Genomic DNA, 16550 nt, shown 5'->3' with positions numbered 1-16550 from the left:
CACAGCGTCGTGCGGGGGGTGCGGCGTTCGAGTGGCGGACCCCCGGCACCGCCGACACGATGTGTGCGTGCTGGACGACTCAGCCGGCGACGCGTCGGACACGGAGCCGGCCGACCACGTCCTGGTCCGCCGGGTGCGGCTCGGTGACCGGTCGGCCTTCGACGCGATCATCCACCGGCACGGCCCGGGCATGTACCGGTTCGCGATCCGGATGGTCGGCGGTGACCGCACCGACGCGGGCGAGGTCGTGCAGGAGGCGTTCATCTCGGCGTGGAAGAACATCGAGACGTTCGAGGCCAGGTCGTCGCTGCGGACGTGGCTGTTCAGCCTGGTGTCGCGCCGGGCCGTCGACCTGCAGCGCAAGCGGCGCCCGACACCCGTCGCGGACGACTTCCTCGCGGCGGTCGCACCTCCCGCGAACCGTGACCCCCTGCAGGACGTCATGGACAAGGAGCTCGTCGCGGCGCTGCAGGCCGCGCTGGCCGAGTTGCCGCACCAGCAGCGGGCCGTGTGGCTGCTGCGGGAGCTGGAGGAGATGAGTTACGACGACATCGCGACTACCCTTGCCATGACGCCCGACAGCGTCAGGGGCCAGCTGCACCGAGGCCGCAGGAACCTGGCGGAGAGGATGGCGCAATGGCGGTAGAGCAGACACCCGATCCTCTCGAGCGCGCGACGATCGCGCTGCGCGACGAGACCGAGACGGGGTGGGTCGAGGTCTCGCAGTCGGTCATGGACCGCGTGCGGACGCTCGTCACGCCCGCGTCGGCGGTCATCTCGTTCACCGCCGACGGGCGGGCAGAGCGGGACGCGCGCGGCTCGGTCGTCCGGGTCTCGGGGCGCATCCTCGCGCCGCGTCTGCGCGACGCCGTCGACACCCCTGACAGGGCGGCCGACTCGGTCGACATCGAGGTCGACGACGACCGGTGCACCGCGATCCGCATCGCGCTGGTGTGCCGCTACGGGCTCGACCTGCAGGCCGAGGGGCGCGCCGCGCGCACGGCCGCGGCGGCCGTCGTCCACGAGCTGCTGGGTCACGACCCCGACTTCGACCCCGAGCGCGACATCGCGATCGACGTCGTCGACGTCGTCGACGGCGACCCCCACACCGAGTAGCCGACCGGTCGCCAGGGAGGCCGCCCGCCCCCGCCCTCACGGTCGCCAGGGAGGCCGTNNGAGCGCTAGCGAGTGGGGGCGGCGTCGTGACGCGAGCCTGATCGGTGTGGTTCGCCTCGGGCTCCGCCCTCACGGTCGCTCCGCTCCCTGGCGAACGAGGGCATGCGGTCGCCAGGGAGGCCGCCCGCGGCCGACCGTGAGCGAAGCGAGGCGACCTGACGCAAGCCTGATCGCTGTGGTTCGCCTCGGGCTCCGCCCTCACGGTCGCTGCGCTCCCTGGCGAACGAGGGCGGGGCGCGGTCGCCGGGGTCAGGTGAGCATGAGGGCGATCGCCGCCGCCGAGCCACCCACCACCACGAGGCCGCGGAACAGCGCGTCCGGCAGCAGGCGCCCGATGCGTGAACCGACGTAGCCGCCGACGACCGATCCGATGCCGAGCAGGCCGATGACGGTCCAGTCGAGGTCGGCGGCGACGACGAAGACCACGGTCGCGACGACGTTGGCGGCCAGGCACGCGACGGTCTTGAGCCCGTTGACGACCTTGAGGTCGATGTCGAGCCCCAGACCCAGCACCGCGACGACCATGACGCCCTGCCCGGCGCCGAAGTACCCGCCGTAGACGCCGGCCGCACCGAGCGCCGCGGTCGTCGGCGTCGACGGCAGCAGCCGGTCCTCCTGCGGCCCGGTGCGGCGCTCGCGGAGGCGGCGCGCGACGACCGGCTGGAACCCCACGAGCAGGCACGCGAACAGGATGAGCCACGGCACGAGCGACTCGAAGACGTCCGGCGACAGCGCGAGCAGCAGCACCGCCCCCGCGACGGCGCCGACGGCGCTCGTCACGACCACCGCGGCGGTCACCCGGGGGTGCATCCGCAGCTCGCGGCGGTAGCCGAACGACCCGCTGAGCCCGCCCGGCACCAGCCCGACGGTGTTGGACGCATTGGCCGTCACCGGGGGGAGGCCGAGCGCCAGCAGCACGGGGAAGCTCACGAGCGAGGCGACGCCGACGGACGCCGCGACGACACCGGCGCCGAAGCCGGCGCCGATGACCGCGAGGTGGTCGAGGGTCGAGAGGTCCACGGGCCCTCCTCAGTCGCGGGGGGCGTCGCGCAGGATCGCGACGTCGCTGACCTGCGCGACGTGGTGGTGCATCGCGGCAGCGGCCAGGTCGGGGTCGCCGAGGCGGATCGCGTCGGCGATCCGGCGGTGAGCCGACAGCGAGTCGCGCGGACGTCCGGGCTGCGACAACGACTCGATCCGCGTCTCGAGGATCAGCTCGCTGATCTCCTGCATCATCTTCTCCAGCAGCGACGAGTGGGCGGCCGCGGTGATCGCCGCGTGGAACAGCTCGTCGCCCTCGACGCCGCGCCCGCCGGCGTCGATGTCGGCCTCCATCACGTCGAGGGCGGCGTCGATCGCGGCGAGGTCGGGCTCGGTGCGACGGGATGCGGCGAGGGCCGCGATCTTGGTCTCGAGCGCGTCGCGGGCGTCGATGATGTCGGGCAGGCGCTTGGCGTGGGCGCGGAGCGCGTCGAGCACCTTCGCCGATCCGCTCGCGTCGGTCAGGACGGCGCCGTCGCCGTGTCTTACCGCCACGACGCCGACGACCTCGAGGGCCACGAGCGCCTGGCTCACGGTCGCGCGGCTGACGCCGAGGCGGGTCGCGAGCTCGCGCTCGGGCAGCAGGCGGTCGCCCGTCGTGAGGTCGTTCTCGGCGACCCAGCCCATGATCTGCTGCGCGACCTGCTCGTACAGGCGCGTGCGGGCGAGGGGCTGGAGACCGGGCTGACGATCGCTCATGTCGTCAGCGTATTGACAAAAGGCCCACAGACCTATTGGCTAGGCCACTAGTCCAAACAGGGTGACGCCGATCACATTACTGCCTGATGGCGCGGCGTCCGCAGCAGAAGGAGTCCTCATGGGACCGGAATGGGTGGCCATCATCGCCCTGGTGGCACTGTTCGCCATCGGGACGGCGTTGCCGATCAACATGGGAGCCCTGGCGTACGTCGCCGCGTGGCTCGTCGGCATGTACTCGCTGAACCTCGACGAGAAGGAGATCCTCGCGGGTGTCAGCGGTGACCTGATCCTGACGTTGATCGGCGTGACCTACCTCTTCGCGATCGCGAAGAACAACGGCACGGTCGACCTGATCGTGACCAAGGCGGTGCAGCTCGTCGGTGGGCGCGTCGCCCTGATCCCGTGGGTCATGTTCGGCGTCACGGCGCTGCTGACCGGCATCGGCGCGGCGAGCCCCGCCGCGTGCGCGATCATCGGTCCGATCGCCCTCGGGTTCGCCGGCAAGTACAAGATCAACCCCCTGATGATGGGCATGTTCGTCGTCCACGGCGCGCAGGGCGGCGGCTTCTCGCCCATCAGCATCTACGGCGTCATCACGAACTCGGTCATGCGCGACAACGGCCTCGAGGTCGGCGAGATGACGCTGTTCCTCTCCAGCCTGGCCGTCAACCTGATCATGGCCGCGATCCTGTTCGTCCTGCTCGGCGGACGCCAGCTGATGTCGCAGCGCATCGACCCCGACAACGACGAGATCGTCAACGACCTGCACGCCGGCGGCGCTCAGGTGCCGGCCCGCGGGTACGGCACGAACGCCCCCACCGGCACGCAGGCCACCGGCGTGCGCATGGACCAGGTCCTGACGCTCGTCGCCTTCGTGGGCGTCGCGGTCGTCGCCCTCGCCTTCGACAAGAACATCGGCTTCGTGTCGATCACCGCCGCCGTCATCCTCAACATGCTGGCACCGAAGTCGCACACCGACGCGGTCCGCGCGATCGCGTGGCCGACGGTCCTGCTCGTCGCGGGCGTCAGCACGTACGCCGCGATCCTGACGCAGGCCGGCTCGCCCGAGTTCGTCGGCAAGTGGGCCGCCGGGCTCGGTGCAGCCGCCATCGGCGCCCTGATCCTCTGCTACGTCGGAGGCGTCGTGTCGGCCTTCGCGTCGTCGACCGCGCTGCTGCCGATCATCATCCCCATCGCGCTGCCGATCATCGCCGAGCACGGCATCAGCGCGATCGCGCTGGTCGCGGCCCTCGCGATCGCCTCGACGATCGTCGACGTCAGCCCGTTCTCGACCAATGGTGCGCTGATGCTGGCCAACCGTCCCGACACGATCAGCGAGCAGACGTTTTACAAGCAGATCCTGACGTACAGCATGATCGTCGTCGCCGTCGGACCGCTGCTCGTCTGGGCCGCCTTCATCCTCCCGGGCTGGTGACCGCCATGACACGCAACGGACCCCTCAGCGACGTCCTCGTCCTCGACCTGTCCCGTGCCCTCGCGGGCCCCCACGCCACGATGATGATGGGCGACCTCGGTGCCCGCATCGTCAAGGTCGAGACCCCCCGCGGGGGTGACGACACCCGCGGCTGGGGGCCGCCGTTCCGCTGGCCGTCCGACGACGGTCACACCGGCGAGCCCGCCGACGAGGGGCGTGAGTCGACGTACTTCCTGTCGGCCAACCGCAACAAGGAGTCGATCGCGCTCGACCTGCGCGGCGACGACGACAGGGCGACGTTCCTGGCCCTCGCGGCCCGGGCCGACGTGCTGGTCGAGAACTTCCGCACCGGCGTGCTCGAGCGGCTGGGCCTCGGCATCGAGGCCCTGCAGGAGCTGAACCCGCGCCTGGTCGTCCTGTCGATCACGGGCTTCGGCCACGACGGGCCCGAGGGCGGTCGCGCCGGCTACGACCAGATCGCCCAGGGCGAGGCGGGCCTGATGTCGATCACGGGCTCCGGCCCCGACGACCCGCAGAAGGTCGGCACGCCGATCTCGGACATCCTCGCCGGCATGTACGGCGCCTACGGCGTGCTGGCCGCGCTGCACGAGCGGGAGTCGACCGGCGTCGGCACCGTCGTGCGCACGTCGCTGCTGGCCGCGACCGTCGGCGTCCACGGGTTCCAGGGCACCAAGTGGACGATCGCGGGCCAGGTCGGCCGGGCGATCGGCAACCACCACCCGTCGATCTCGCCGTACGGTCTGTTCCGCTGCGCCGACGGGGCCGTGCAGATCGCGGTCGGCAGCGAGGGCCTGTGGCACGACTTCTGCCAGGGCTTCGGCCTCGATCCCGACACCGAGGGCATCGCGACGAACCCCGAGCGGGCCGGCGACCGCGAGCGGGTCATCGCGCTGGTCGAGGAGGTGTTCGCCGACTGGAAGGCCGCCGACCTGCTCGAGCGGCTCTCGGTGATCGGCATCCCCGCCGGCAAGGTGCGCTCGATCGACGAGGTCTACGAGTGGGACCAGACGAGGAGCCAGGGCCTGCTGATCGACGTCGAGCACAGCACGCTGGGCCGGCTGACGCTGCCCGGTCCGCCGCTGCGATTCTTCGCGGGGGACGGTGACGAGCGGACGACCACCGAGCACCTGGCCCCGCCGACGCTCGGCGAGCACGGCGACGCGATCCGCGCGTGGCTGGAGGAGGACGAGTGAGCGCCAAGCGCCTGACGGGCCAGGAGCTGCTCGACCTGGTGCTCGACGAGGGGTCGTTCACGTCGTGGGACGAGCCCGTCGACCACTCCGGCGTGGGTGACCAGTACCGCCAGGACCTCGAGTCGGCGGCCGAGCGCGCGGGCACCGACGAGTCGATCCTGACCGGGCGCGGGCTCATGCGCGGACGGCCCGTCGCCGTCGTCGTCAACGAGTTCCGGTTCCTCGCCGGCTCGATCGGGCGGGCCGCGGCGCTGCGCATCGTCGCGGCCGTGCGGCGGGCGACGGCCGAGGGGCTGCCGATCCTCGCCACGACGGCGTCGGGCGGCACCCGCATGCAGGAGGGGACGCCCGCGTTCGTCCACATGGTCGACATCTCGCGCGCGCTGATGGACCACAAGGGAGCCGGCCTGCCCTACCTCGTCTACCTGCGGCACCCCACGACCGGCGGCGTGTTCGCGTCGTGGGGGTCGCTGGGGCACATCACGATCGCCGAGCCGGACGCCCTGATCGGCTTCCTCGGGCCGAAGGTCTACGAGCTGCTCGAGGGGCGGCCGTTCCCGGCCGGCGTGCAGACGTCCGACAACCTCGCGCACCGCGGCATCCTCGACGCCGTGGTCGAGCCCGGTCTGCTGCCCGAGCTCGTCGACCAGGCGCTCAGCATCCTGGTCGACCCCGCCACGGGGTCGACGCGCGAGCGTCGCACCGACGCGGTCGTGCGCCGGCGGTCGACGTGGGAGTCGATCGAGCTGACCCGGCGGTCCGACCGCGGCGGCGTCCGCGACGTGCTGCGGCACGGCAGCGACGTCACGGTGCGGCTGCAGGGCACCGAGAAGGGCGAGCGCGACTCGGCGATGATCGTCGCCCTGGCGCGCCTCGACGGCCAGCCGTGCATCGTGATCGGCCAGGACCGTGCCAAGCAGACGCCCGAGACGCCGATGGGTCCGGCGGCGCTGCGCGAGGCGCGTCGCGGCATGCGGCTGGCCAACGAGCTCGGGCTGCCGCTCGTGTCGTTCATCGACACGCCCGGTGCCGAGCTGTCGGCGAGGGCCGAGGAGGGTGCGGTCGCGGGTGAGATCGCGCGCTGCATCAGCCTGATGTCGACCATGAGGGTGCCCACCGTGTCGGTGCTGCTCGGGCAGGGCTGCGGGGGCGGGGCGCTGGCGCTGCTGCCGGCGGACGTCGTGGTCGCGACCGAGAACTCGTGGCTGTCGCCGCTGCCGCCCGAGGGGGCCAGCGCGATCGTGCACGGCGACGTCGAGCACGCCCCCGAGATGGCGCAGGTGCAGCGCGTCAGCGCGATCGACATGTTCGAGGACGGGTCGGTCCACCATCTCGTGGCCGAGCCGGACGACGACGACCCCGCGTCGTTCGGACGGGCCGTGGCCGCCGAGGTCGCGGCGCACCTGCGCGAGCGGACGTCGATCCCGGTCTGACACGGCGGTGAGGGGGCGGACATGATGGCGACATGTCCGCCCCCTCCGTCCGTGCGGTGACGTCGCGATGACGCACGCGGTGATCGTGACGCTCGAGCACGTCGGCATCTTCATCTTCGCGATGTCGGGGGCGCTCGTCGCCGTCCGCCTGCGGCTCGACGTCTTCGGGATCGCGGTGCTCGCGCTCATCACGGGGCTCGGCGGGGGAGTCGCGCGCGACGTCGTGATCGGCGACAACCCGCCGGTCGCCTTCGAGAGCTGGGGATACCTGTTGTCGGCGCTCGCGGCGGCCGCCGTCGTCTTCACCTCGTCGGGGCGAATCGGACGTCGCGAGCGTCCGATCCTGGTGCTCGACGCGATCGGCCTGTCGCTGTTCTGCGTCACCGGCGCGATCATCGGGGTCGACGCGGGGCTCGGCGTCCTGCCCGCGTCGCTGCTGGGGCTGGTCTCGGCGGTCGGCGGCGGCATCATGCGCGACGTGCTCTCGAACCGGGTGCCCGTGATCTTCGAGGGAGACCTCTACGCCGTCCCGGCCTTGGTCGGCTCGGTCATGGCGGCGGTCGTCGCGACGCAGGAGTGGCCGTCGTTCCTGTTCGTCGTCGCCTCGGCCACGTGCCTGGTCTGGCGCCTAGCCGCGATGTTCCGCGGGTGGTCGGCGCCGCGGGCGCGCGGATCGATCTGACCGTCACGCGGTCGGTCCTAGAGGTCTCGGTCTCGGACCAGGTCGCGGGCGACGATGGAGACCTTGACGTTTCGGTCTTGAGAATAGCGGCGCAGGACGTTGAACGCCTGGTCGGCGTTGATGCCGAATCGTTCCATCAGGATGCCTTGCGCTTGGCCGATCAGACCTCGGTTGTCGAGCGCGAGCTCGAGGTCCTTCTCGCGTCTGTCCGCAGCCAGCGCTGAGGCCGCGTGGTAGGCGAAGAGGCGGGCAGTCAAGGCATCGTCGCGGCTGAACTGCTGGTGTCGTTCGCCGTACAGGTTCATCGCCCCGATGCGCTGGCCGCGGCTGTGCAGCTCGACGGACAGGACGCTGTGCAGTCCGCGTTCGGCAGCGACGGGTCCCCAGCTGGGCCAACGAGGGTCGACGCGGATGTCGTCGGACCAGAGGGTGTGGCTCTCACTGGCTGCTTGGACGCACGGTCCCTCGCGAAGCTCGTGCTGCAGCTCGTCGACGTCCCGGACGACCTGGTCTGTCGGCGCGATCGTGTCGAAGCCCTTCTTCCTGGGCTTGATGATCGTGATGCCTGCGTGATCGGCCCCGATGGTCTCCTGGGCGAACTGGACGATCTGGTCCACGGTGGCGTCGAGCGTGTTGGTCTCGATGAGCGAGGAGACGAGTCCTGCGAGGGGGTGGTCTTCGGGGGTTGTCATCGTCCCGGTATTCGTGTGGAGGGCCGCAAGCCGCCTTCAGGACTTGCGTCCACGACTTTATCGCAAGGAGTCGCGGCGCCGAGGCACGGTTCTGAACCCCGGCACCTGGATGACGGAAGGTCCTAGGCCCTGCCATCTCCTGTGAAGTTGCATACCCACGCGCGGATCATTCACACTGCCGCGGCTGCTCGAGTGATTCGCTCCCTGTCCGCTTCACGCGTGCGCCGCCGATGCGAGTCGGAGCGGTGTTCGTTCAGGTCTGAGGTGGTGGGCCCCGTCGGACTCGAACCGACAACCCGCGGATTAAAAGTCCGCTGCTCTGCCAATTGAGCTAGAGGCCCGGGACGGGGAAGAGGTCTCCCGCGCGTCCAGGTCGAGTATCGCAGAGGCCGGCGTCGTGCGTCGCGCCTGTCCGGCTCGCGGGGCGGTGGCCGGGCACGTGTCACGAGATCGACGGGTGGCTCAGGCACCGCCGGCGGCGGCGAAGCGCCGGGCGAGGGTGGCGAAGGCGTCGGCGAGCTCGGGCGGGCCGACGACCTCGACGTCGGCGTCGAAGCGGGCGATCGTCGCAGCGAGCCCGACCCACGACCACGCGCCCGTGGTCAGGCGGCAGCGGTCGTCGCCGACGGGCTCGACGACGCCGTCGGCCAGGTACGTCGCGACGTCGGCGGCGGGCAGGTCGAGCACGACCTCGCCTCGGCAGGGCCACCCCCCTGAGGGATCGGTGCTGCCGCGGAACGTGCTGGCGACGTACGCGGAGACGTCGCCGCCCGGCACCTCGCGTGGAGTGAAGCGCGGTCCGTTGGGGATGCGCGGTGTCATGCGGTCGACGCGGAACGTGCGCCAGTCGTTTCGGTCGAGATCCCAGGCGACGAGGTACCACCGGGCGCCCCACGTGACCAGGTGGTGGGGCTCCGCCCGGCGCGGCGGCCCGGAGGCCGACGAGCTGGACGCGGCGTAGTCGAACCTCAAGGTCTCGCGGGCGTGCACCGCCGCGCCGATCGTCGTCAGCGTCGCGGGTTCCACCGGCGCCTCGGTCCGGACCGAAGGACGTCGGACGGCCGTGACGGTCAACGAGTCGACGCGGTGCCTCAGCCGCGACGGCATCACCTGGCGGACGGTGGTCAGCGCGCGGGCCGCGCTCTCCTCGATGCCGGCCCCGCTGGTCATCGCGAGCTGCAGCGCCACGGTCAGCGCCACGGCCTGCTCGTCGTCGAACAGCAGGGGCGGCAGCTCGCTGCCGGCCTCGAGGCGGTAGCCGCCGTCGGGTCCCTTGGCCGCGGCGACCGGGTAGCCGAGCTCACGCAGCCGGTCGACGTCGCGACGCACCGTTCGGGGGCTGACGTCGAGCCGCTCGGCGAGCAGCGCGCCGGGCCAGTCGCGCCGCGCCTGCAGCAGCGAGAGGAGTGACAGCAGTCGTTCGGACGTCCGCAGCATCTGTCGATCATCGCAGGAGAAGAGGACCGAAGCTGACCGCTACCCCCGCGACGATGAGGTCGTCCCATCATCCTGCAGAACCGGAGCACCACATGTTCGACCTCGCCTCGATCGACTGGATCGCCGTCCTCCTCGCCACCATCGCGCTCGCCGTCCTCGGGGGTGTGTACTTCGGTGCCGTCGTCCCGAAGCCCTACGCCGTCGCGCTCGGCCGCGAGGGGCAGCCGCCCGCATCGGGTGCGTTGACGTATGCGGGACCCATCGCGTGCAGCATCGTGATCGTCGTCGCCAGTGCGCTGTTGATGGCCACGCTCGACGTCGACTCGATGGGCGACGCACTCGTGTTCGGCACGATCGTCGGCGTCGGCTACCTGACGCCGATGACGTTCACCATCGCGATCAACCCGAACGTCCCGCGGCCGATGCTGTACGGGCTGATCAACGCCCCGTACTTCGTGGTGAGCGGTCTCGTCACGGCCGTCATCGTGCAGCTGCTCGCCTGATCGCTACGTGTGGGCCTGGCGACCGTCCTGCGTCAGGATGCTGAGGATCTCGACGGGGTGTCCGCCGTGCGCGCCGATCGCGTGGGGCGTCATGGTCGAGAACTCGGCGGCGCTGCCGGCCTCGACCACCACGAGCCGGTCGCCGAGCCGCAGCTCGGCGGTGCCCGACAGCACCGTGAACCAGTCGCGGCCCGGGTGCACGGCGGCCTCGTCGAGGGGCGGCGCGGGCTTGGTGATCCGCATCTTCGCGACCGTCAGCTCGTTCGGCGTGCGCTCGTGGGCGAGGGCCCAGATCGTCATGCCGCGCCGCTCGTCCTGCTGCGGGCGGATCACGACGTCCTCGTCGGCGTGCGACTCGACGAGCTGGTCGAGCGTCGTGTCGAGGGCCCTCGCGATCGGGATCAGCTGGTCGAGGGCGATGCGGCGGCTGCCGGTCTCGATGCGGCTGAGGTTGGACGGGCTGAGGTGCGCCCGCCCGGCCAGGGTGTCGAGCGACCATCCGCGGGCCGTGCGGAGCGCGCGGATGCGCAGCCGGACTAGCCGTTCGGCGTCTTGCTCCATACGCAAGATCGTATGTCTCAGGCGCAAGCCGTGTCTAGGCTGGGAGCATGCCCCACGGACACGACCACGGCCACGACCACCCGCAGCGCGCGCTGCTGCCCCGACTGCTCGACCTCGACGCCGAGGTGCACGCCCACCTGCTGACGGAGGCCGTCGCGGCGGTCGCCGACCTGGCCGACGGCGCCGTGCCGGTGCGCCGCGTCCTCGACGTCGGCGCCGGGACGGGCACGGGGTCGGTCGCCCTCGCCGAGCGGTTCTCGACGGCCGAGGTCGTGGCGGTGGACGTCGACGAGCAGATGCTGCAGCGCGTGCGCGAGCGAGCTGCGTCCGCCGGTCTGGCCGACCGCGTCTCGACCCTGCTCGCCGACGTCGGCTCCGACACCCCGGACCTCGGACGGGCCGACGTCGCCTGGTCGTCGATGGCGCTGCACGAGGCTGCCGATCCCGTCCGCGCGTTCGGCAACCTGCTCGACGCCCTCCGACCCGGTGGGCTGCTGGTGGTCGTCGAGATGGACGCGCCCTCGATGGTGCTGCCGCGCGGGCTGGCCGGGTTCGAGCAGCGGCTGCGCGACGCCGCGGGGGCGACGCCGGCCCACCGGCCCGACTGGACGGCCGCGCTGGCGTCGACCGGCTTCGACGACGTCGCGACCCGGACGCTGTCGATCGACCACGACCTGCCCGCGGACGGGCCGGCGGGCGAGTACGCAGCGCTCGAGCTGCGGCGGATCGGTCACGTCGCCGCACCACGGCTCGACGAGGCGGACCGCTCGGCGCTCGAGGACCTCGTGGGCGACGGGCCCCGCAGCGTCCGGGGGCTCGGCGACCTCTGGGTGCGCGGCACCCGCACCCTCTGGTCGGCCCGCCGTCCCGGGTGACGGTTTGGTCGGGCGGGAACGTCGGCCCCGTGCGAACGTGGGAGGGAACCCAGACCCCAGCACCAGGAGCACCATGCCCGTCGCAGTGAACGACTACAACCACGTCCGCCTGACCGTCCGCGACATCGACGTCTCGCGCTCGTTCTACGACTCCGTGTTCGGCTTCGACGTCGCGTTCGAGCTGCCGCCGAACCCCGACGAGAAGACCAAGGAGGAGCTCGCGTTCCTGTTCGGCGGCGTGATCTACAGCTTCGGCGGCGGGCTGCTCGGCCTGCGCCCGGTCGCACCCGGCGACGACCACTTCCACGAGGACCGCACGGGCCTCGACCACCTGAGCTTCACGGTCGCCGACCTGGCGGCCCTCGAGGACGCCGTGAAGGTGCTCGACGAGCTCGGCATCGCCCACGAGGGCATCAAGGACCTCGGCGAGGCCGGCACCGCGATCCTCGAGTTCCGCGACCCCGACAACATCGCCCTCGAGCTCAGCGCCCCGACCGCCTGACCGGAGCGGTCAGGCGTCGATGCGGCGGCGCGGCCAGGGCAGCGCCAGCACCAGGCCCGTCGTCGCGGCGTCCTCCACCCCGACGAAGCCGCCGAGCGACTCGGCCTGCGTCGCCGCGGCGACCAGGCCGGTGCCGGTCTGACCGGCCGGCGCCGCCTGGACGATGCCGGTCGCGAGCGTCCGGTGGCTCTCGTCGAGCACCCGCAGCCGCGCGTGCGTGCTGAGGCGGACCGCGTCGATCGTGACGTCGCCGGTGCCGTCGGCGAGGGCGCGCTCGACCAGGGCGTCGAGGATCTGGTCGACCGACGCCCGGACGATCGGCAGCGAGATGTCGTCCGACGGCCCGGCGTGGACCGTGCGTCCGGCGGCGCGCGCCCGGTCGGCCCACCGAGCGGCGGTCTGCTCGGCGAGCGCCGCGAGATCGGTCTGCGTGACGGTGCCGAGGTGGCTGCCGTCGCCGCGCTCCAGCAGCGACGTGACGACACCGCTGAGCCGGTCGACCTCGGCCAGGCTGTGCTGCAGCTCCTCGGCGACGTCGGGCGGCGTCTGCGGCCACAGCGTGAGGTCCTCGAGCGAGAGCCGCAGCGCCGTCAGGGGTGTGCGCAGCTCGTGCGACGCGACGACGCTGAGCTCGCGCTCCCGCTCGACCAGGGTGCCGAGCTGGCCGGCGGCGCGGCGCAGGGCCGTGCCGAGGTCGTCGGCCTCCTTGATCCTCGACCGGTGCACCTCCGTGTCGAAGTGCCCGTCGCCGATGCGGGCGGCATCGTCGGCGAGGCGCCGGAACGGGCGGGCGAAGCGACGAGCCAGCAGGGTGCCGACCAGCGCGGCGACGATCGCCAGGGCCACCGTGAGCAGGACCAGCGGGAGCAGCGCGTCCCGGACCCGCTCGGACTGGACGGAGCCCGACTCGGTGAGGGTGACGCGTCCGCCACCGTCGACGGCGGCGCTGGCGCTGAGGTCGTCGGGCCCGACGTCGTCCGTCCCGCCGACCGTCGACGACCCCGCGGGGTCGACGTACGTGACGACGCGGTCACGTCCGGCGAGCGTCGCGAGGAAGTCGGCCGTGACGCCGTCGGGTCCACGCTCCTGGGCCGCGATCGCGACGGACGCGAGCGAGGTCGACTCGCGCAGGCCGTCGCGCTGCTGGTCGCGCACGAGGTCGGCGGTCGAGAAGCCGCGGACCACGCCGAACACCACGAGGATGACGGCCGTCAGGGCGACCAGCGTCACGACCAGGCGGCTACGCATCGCTCCCGTCCCCGCCGCTCTCCAACCGGAACCCGACCCCCCGCACCGTGACGATGCGGGCGGACGTGCCGCTGTCCTCGAGCTTCTGCCGCAGCCGGCCGATCGTGGTGTCGAGCGTCTTGGTCGAGCCGAACCAGTTCTCGTCCCACACGTCGTCCATGACGCGCTCGCGGGTGAAGACCGCGCCCGGGCTCGAGCCCAGCAGTGCCAGGACGTCGAACTCCTTGGCCGTCACGACCAGCTCGTCGGCGCCGACCCACACGCGTCGCGCGTCGGTGTCGACCCGCAGGTCGCCCGCGGCGGCCGGGGCGGGTGCCGCGGCCGGCGCTGCCGTCGCGGGCGCGGCCGCCGGGGTGGCGTCGGCGGAGGGAGCCGCGCGGCGCAGCAGGGCGCGGGTGCGCGCCAGCAGCTCGGCCAGGCCGAAGGGCTTGGCGAGGTAGTCGTCGGCGCCGACGTCGAGGCCGACGACGCGGTCGAGCTCGCCGCCGCGGGCGGTCAGGATCAGGACGCCCCCGAGGTAGCCGTTCGCCCGGATGCGACGGCACACCTCGAGCCCGTCGACGTCGGGCAGCCCGAGGTCGAGCAGCACCAGGTCGACGCCGCCGGCCTGCACCCGGTCGACGGCGGGAAGCCCGGCCGCGACCCGTTCGACGACGTAGTCCTCACGCTCGAGGGTGCGGATGAGCGGAGCGGCGATCTGGTCGTCGTCCTCGACCAGGAGCACGAGGTGGGGCATCTCAGAGAGCATACGGGGGTCGTCGTCCGCGGAGGTCGAGTCGGCGACTGCGCCCTCGGTCGTCGTGGTCGTCATCAGAAGTCCAGGTCCAGGGGGCCGGACTCGGTGACGGCGGCCGTGCTCATCGTGTTGCCGGCCAGGTCGAGGACCGACCCGGACGGTCGCCACACCAGGTTGGCCGGCGTCGTGGCCTGCAGGCCGCTCGACGTGAGCACCCGGACGGTGACGACGGTGCGGGCGACACCGTCGACCGTGACCGTGGCCGCCGAGATCGAGACGTCGCTGAGGGCGTCGGCGAAGATCGTCGCGAAGTTGGCGTTCAGGTCGACGGTGCCGAGGCGGACACCTGTCGGTGCGCTGATGTCCATGACGTCCGTGCTGAACAGTCCGCCGCGGACCCGCTGCGTCCCGGACGTCGCCGAGCCGGACCAGCCGCTGTAGATCGAGCTGAGGTCCATCTGCTCGCTGAAGGTGAAGACCACCGTGTCGCCGGCGTCGATGCGTCCTGCGGTGCCGCCGTTGGTCGTCTGGATGTCGACGCCCTTGCCCGGCGTGTTGTCGACGACGCGGTTCGTGACGACCGCGGACGGCGTGGTGAGCCCGTCGGAGTCGGTGACCACGGCGCGCAGGTCGTAGGTGCCGTCGGCGACCTGCGTGGTGGCGAACGAGCACGAGTAGGGCGACGTCGTGTCGGTGCAGATGTCGGTCCAGGTGCCGGCGCCGGCGACCGATCGCTGGATCCTGACCGAGGCGATCGTCCCGGTCGACGTGGCGGTCGCGTTCAGGGTGACGCTGCCCTTCAGGTACGCGCCGGGTGCCGTCAGCGTCACCGACGAGACGGTGTTCTGCACGACGCGGTTGGCGACGACGGCCGACGTCGTGCTGTTGCCGGCGCGGTCGGTGGCGACGGCGCGGAAGGAGTAGGTGCCGTTGGTCAGCGTCGTGGTGTCGACCGAGCAGGAGTAGGGCGCGCTCGAGACGGTGCAGAGGTCGGACCAGCCCGAGCCGGTCGAGGCCTGGACGACGACCTTCGCGACACCGGAGTGCGCGTCGGACGCGCTCGCGGCGAACGTCTTGGTGCCCTTGAGGGGCGAGCCCGGGTCGGTCATCGTGACCGACGGCGCGAGGTTGTCGACGACGACGCCCGCGACGGTGGCCGAGGCGTACGTCGTGCCACCGGCCACCGCGACCGATCGCAGGTCGTAGGTGCCGTTGGCCAGCGACGTCGTGCTGGCCGAGCAGGTGTAGGGGGCGGAGGCCGCGGTGCACAGCGTCGTCCAGGTGGTCGTGCCGGCCGGTGCGTACTCGACGCGCACCGAGGGGGTGAGCGAGCCCGCGTCGCTGACGGTCGTCGTGGTGGTGACGTTCCCGCGGAGGATGTCGCCCGGACGGGCCAGGACGACGGTCAGGTTGTTGGCGACCGTGGTGCGGACCGACGCGGACGTGGCGGAGTTGCCCGCCTTGTCGACGGCCACCGCGCGCAGGTCGTGGCCGCCGTCGGCGAGCGCCGTCGTGCTCCAGCTGCAGGTGTACGGCGCGGTCGACGTGGTGCAGATCGTCGTCCAGGTCGAGGTGCCGGCGGCGGCGCGCTGGACGGTGACGGTCGCGACGCCGGAGTCGGCGTCCGTCGCGGAGGCGGTGACCGAGACGGTGCCCTTGACGGCGGTGCCCGCGGCGGGAGCGGTGACGGCGACGGTCGGGGGCGTCCAGTCGGCGGCGGCGCTGACGGTGCCGGTGGAGCCGGTGCTCGCGACGAACGAGGCGGACGACGAGCCCGTCATGGCGACGGCGGCGACGACGACGAGCAGCGCGACGACCAGCAGCGGCAGCCGGTGCGTGCGGGCTGCCACCTCACGGTGCCGGGGCGTCGTCGACTTCATGGCTCAAGCCTAGGAAGAGCCGATCCACGCGATCTCCACACGATCTCCCGATCTCCTCCACAACTGCGGACGGACGCAGAAGTGCCGCCGACCCGGGGGAGGTCGACGGCACGGTCCGCGCCGGCCTGGGAGAGGCCGGCAGGTCTGGGGCTACTGGTTGGTCGTGGTGGCGTCGGCCTGGACCGAGTCCCACTGGTACGCGGCCGAGGCGGTCTTGCCCTGGTCGGTGTTGGGGGTGGCCTGGTCGAGCTTGACGCTGAACGTGTAGTCGTTCGAGACGCCGGGGGCCACGAGGCCGAGGTCGTTCTTGGTGCCGTCGACGAGGCCGCCGAAGGTGCCGGTGTAGACGACCTTGTTGGTCGTCGTGTTGGTGATCGTCATCGTCAGGTTGGTGGCCGTGAAGGCGTTGGCCGACGAGGTCTCGGTCAGCGAGAAG

General features: G+C 72.0%; 18 protein-coding genes and 1 tRNA gene. 9 read left to right on the top strand and 10 right to left on the bottom strand.

Features of this window, described 5'->3' with window-relative positions:
- Window positions 1-67 precede the first annotated feature (67 nt).
- Together ASD10_RS18160 and ASD10_RS18535 are read left to right on the top strand one after the other, a co-directional pair.
- Window positions 68-646 carry an RNA polymerase sigma factor gene (locus ASD10_RS18160; RefSeq protein WP_235501722.1) on the top strand — a complete coding sequence of 193 codons (579 nt, stop codon included), beginning with the start codon at window positions 68-70 and terminating at the stop codon, window positions 644-646.
- Window positions 637-1116 (top strand): hypothetical protein, encoded by a 480-nt coding sequence (locus ASD10_RS18535; RefSeq protein ID WP_056602869.1) that lies wholly within the window; start codon window positions 637-639, stop codon window positions 1114-1116. The genes ASD10_RS18160 and ASD10_RS18535 overlap by 10 nt, the downstream gene beginning before the upstream one ends.
- Before the next feature lie 309 nt (window positions 1117-1425).
- Here ASD10_RS18535 and ASD10_RS00085 read toward each other — a convergent pair whose 3' ends face one another.
- Together ASD10_RS00085 and ASD10_RS00080 are read right to left on the bottom strand one after the other, a co-directional pair.
- Window positions 1426-2196: a sulfite exporter TauE/SafE family protein gene (locus ASD10_RS00085; protein WP_056602866.1), complete on the bottom strand. Its 771-nt coding sequence runs from the start codon at window positions 2194-2196 to the stop codon at window positions 1426-1428.
- Between the two features lie 9 nt (window positions 2197-2205).
- On the bottom strand, window positions 2206-2916 hold the full coding sequence (locus ASD10_RS00080) for a FadR/GntR family transcriptional regulator (RefSeq protein WP_056602864.1): 711 nt from the start codon (window positions 2914-2916) through the stop codon (window positions 2206-2208).
- Between the two features lie 118 nt (window positions 2917-3034).
- Here ASD10_RS00080 and ASD10_RS00075 point away from each other — a divergent pair, with 118 nt between their 5' ends.
- The 4 genes from ASD10_RS00075 to ASD10_RS00060 all read left to right on the top strand — a co-directional run bounded on the left by ASD10_RS00075 (window position 3035) and on the right by ASD10_RS00060 (window position 7680).
- Window positions 3035-4351 carry an SLC13 family permease gene (locus tag ASD10_RS00075; RefSeq protein ID WP_056602861.1) on the top strand — a complete coding sequence of 439 codons (1317 nt, stop codon included), beginning with the start codon at window positions 3035-3037 and terminating at the stop codon, window positions 4349-4351.
- Window positions 4352-4356: 5 nt separating this feature from the next.
- Complete coding sequence (locus ASD10_RS00070; protein ID WP_056609718.1) at window positions 4357-5565, top strand: CaiB/BaiF CoA-transferase family protein; 1209 nt, start codon at window positions 4357-4359, stop codon at window positions 5563-5565.
- Window positions 5562-6998, top strand: a complete 1437-nt coding sequence (locus ASD10_RS00065) for a carboxyl transferase domain-containing protein (protein ID WP_056602858.1) — start codon at window positions 5562-5564, stop codon at window positions 6996-6998. Before ASD10_RS00070 ends, ASD10_RS00065 begins: the two co-directional genes overlap by 4 nt.
- A 67-nt stretch (window positions 6999-7065) precedes the next feature.
- Window positions 7066-7680 (top strand): trimeric intracellular cation channel family protein, encoded by a 615-nt coding sequence (locus ASD10_RS00060; protein ID WP_056602855.1) that lies wholly within the window; start codon window positions 7066-7068, stop codon window positions 7678-7680.
- Between the two features lie 17 nt (window positions 7681-7697).
- On the opposite strand, the gene ASD10_RS00055 is transcribed toward ASD10_RS00060, so the two are convergent.
- The 3 genes from ASD10_RS00055 to ASD10_RS00045 all read right to left on the bottom strand — a co-directional run bounded on the left by ASD10_RS00055 (window position 7698) and on the right by ASD10_RS00045 (window position 9809).
- Window positions 7698-8372, bottom strand: a complete 675-nt coding sequence (locus ASD10_RS00055; RefSeq protein WP_056602852.1) for a GAF and ANTAR domain-containing protein — start codon at window positions 8370-8372, stop codon at window positions 7698-7700.
- Between the two features lie 265 nt (window positions 8373-8637).
- Window positions 8638-8713 (bottom strand) — tRNA-Lys (locus ASD10_RS00050).
- Between the two features lie 121 nt (window positions 8714-8834).
- Window positions 8835-9809: a YafY family protein gene (locus ASD10_RS00045; protein ID WP_056602850.1), complete on the bottom strand. Its 975-nt coding sequence runs from the start codon at window positions 9807-9809 to the stop codon at window positions 8835-8837.
- Between the two features lie 92 nt (window positions 9810-9901).
- On the opposite strand from ASD10_RS00045, the gene ASD10_RS00040 reads away from it, so the two are divergent.
- Window positions 9902-10312 carry a DUF1761 domain-containing protein gene (locus ASD10_RS00040; RefSeq protein WP_056602847.1) on the top strand — a complete coding sequence of 137 codons (411 nt, stop codon included), beginning with the start codon at window positions 9902-9904 and terminating at the stop codon, window positions 10310-10312.
- A gap of 3 nt (window positions 10313-10315) precedes the next feature.
- On the opposite strand, the gene ASD10_RS00035 is transcribed toward ASD10_RS00040, so the two are convergent.
- The gene (locus ASD10_RS00035) at window positions 10316-10873 is read right to left on the bottom strand and encodes a helix-turn-helix domain-containing protein (RefSeq protein ID WP_056602845.1); all 558 of its coding nucleotides are present in this window, start codon (window positions 10871-10873) and stop codon (window positions 10316-10318) included.
- 47 nt (window positions 10874-10920) lie between these two features.
- Between ASD10_RS00035 and ASD10_RS00030 the strand changes: the two genes are divergently transcribed.
- Window positions 10921-11748 carry a class I SAM-dependent methyltransferase gene (locus ASD10_RS00030; protein WP_056602842.1) on the top strand — a complete coding sequence of 276 codons (828 nt, stop codon included), beginning with the start codon at window positions 10921-10923 and terminating at the stop codon, window positions 11746-11748.
- 73 nt (window positions 11749-11821) lie between these two features.
- Window positions 11822-12250 carry a VOC family protein gene (locus ASD10_RS00025; RefSeq protein ID WP_056602839.1) on the top strand — a complete coding sequence of 143 codons (429 nt, stop codon included), beginning with the start codon at window positions 11822-11824 and terminating at the stop codon, window positions 12248-12250.
- A 9-nt stretch (window positions 12251-12259) separates the two neighbouring features.
- Here the strand turns inward: ASD10_RS00025 and ASD10_RS00020 are convergent, their stop codons facing one another.
- From ASD10_RS00020 to ASD10_RS00005, 4 genes are all read right to left on the bottom strand, one after another.
- A complete protein-coding gene (locus ASD10_RS00020; protein WP_082555915.1) occupies window positions 12260-13498 on the bottom strand; it encodes a HAMP domain-containing sensor histidine kinase in 1239 nt (412 codons plus the stop codon).
- Window positions 13491-14234 carry a response regulator transcription factor gene (locus ASD10_RS00015; RefSeq protein WP_056609716.1) on the bottom strand — a complete coding sequence of 248 codons (744 nt, stop codon included), beginning with the start codon at window positions 14232-14234 and terminating at the stop codon, window positions 13491-13493. The genes ASD10_RS00020 and ASD10_RS00015 overlap by 8 nt, the downstream gene beginning before the upstream one ends.
- 74 nt (window positions 14235-14308) lie before the next feature.
- A complete protein-coding gene (locus tag ASD10_RS00010) occupies window positions 14309-16114 on the bottom strand; it encodes an Ig-like domain-containing protein (RefSeq protein ID WP_056602833.1) in 1806 nt (601 codons plus the stop codon).
- A 150-nt stretch (window positions 16115-16264) separates the two neighbouring features.
- Window positions 16265-16550, bottom strand: a 286-nt coding sequence (locus ASD10_RS00005; protein ID WP_200938104.1) for a hypothetical protein, incomplete at its 5' end; no start/stop codon positions are given.

It is taken from the genome of Aeromicrobium sp. Root472D3 (assembly GCF_001426485.1).
GTDB lineage: Bacteria > Actinomycetota > Actinomycetes > Propionibacteriales > Nocardioidaceae > Aeromicrobium.
Note: the sequence above shows the minus strand (reverse complement) of the source record. Positions and strands in the feature narration are given on the sequence as shown.

Excerpts from the sequence above, each read along its gene's own strand:
- ASD10_RS00075 (WP_056602861.1), top strand. The coding sequence starts at position 3,035 with ATGGGACCGGAATGGGTGGCCATCATCGCCCTGGTGGCACTGTTCGCC.
- ASD10_RS00055 (WP_056602852.1), bottom strand. The coding sequence starts at position 8,372 with ATGACAACCCCCGAAGACCACCCCCTCGCAGGACTCGTCTCCTCGCTC.
- ASD10_RS00060 (WP_056602855.1), top strand. The coding sequence starts at position 7,066 with ATGACGCACGCGGTGATCGTGACGCTCGAGCACGTCGGCATCTTCATC.
- ASD10_RS00020 (WP_082555915.1), bottom strand. The coding sequence starts at position 13,498 with ATGCGTAGCCGCCTGGTCGTGACGCTGGTCGCCCTGACGGCCGTCATC.
- ASD10_RS00025 (WP_056602839.1), top strand. The coding sequence starts at position 11,822 with ATGCCCGTCGCAGTGAACGACTACAACCACGTCCGCCTGACCGTCCGC.
- ASD10_RS00045 (WP_056602850.1), bottom strand. The coding sequence starts at position 9,809 with ATGCTGCGGACGTCCGAACGACTGCTGTCACTCCTCTCGCTGCTGCAG.
- ASD10_RS00035 (WP_056602845.1), bottom strand. The coding sequence starts at position 10,873 with ATGGAGCAAGACGCCGAACGGCTAGTCCGGCTGCGCATCCGCGCGCTC.
- ASD10_RS00070 (WP_056609718.1), top strand. The coding sequence starts at position 4,357 with ATGACACGCAACGGACCCCTCAGCGACGTCCTCGTCCTCGACCTGTCC.
- ASD10_RS00080 (WP_056602864.1), bottom strand. The coding sequence starts at position 2,916 with ATGAGCGATCGTCAGCCCGGTCTCCAGCCCCTCGCCCGCACGCGCCTG.
- ASD10_RS00015 (WP_056609716.1), bottom strand. The coding sequence starts at position 14,234 with ATGCCCCACCTCGTGCTCCTGGTCGAGGACGACGACCAGATCGCCGCT.
- ASD10_RS18535 (WP_056602869.1), top strand. The coding sequence starts at position 637 with ATGGCGGTAGAGCAGACACCCGATCCTCTCGAGCGCGCGACGATCGCG.
- ASD10_RS00030 (WP_056602842.1), top strand. The coding sequence starts at position 10,921 with ATGCCCCACGGACACGACCACGGCCACGACCACCCGCAGCGCGCGCTG.
- ASD10_RS00040 (WP_056602847.1), top strand. The coding sequence starts at position 9,902 with ATGTTCGACCTCGCCTCGATCGACTGGATCGCCGTCCTCCTCGCCACC.
- ASD10_RS00010 (WP_056602833.1), bottom strand. The coding sequence starts at position 16,114 with ATGAAGTCGACGACGCCCCGGCACCGTGAGGTGGCAGCCCGCACGCAC.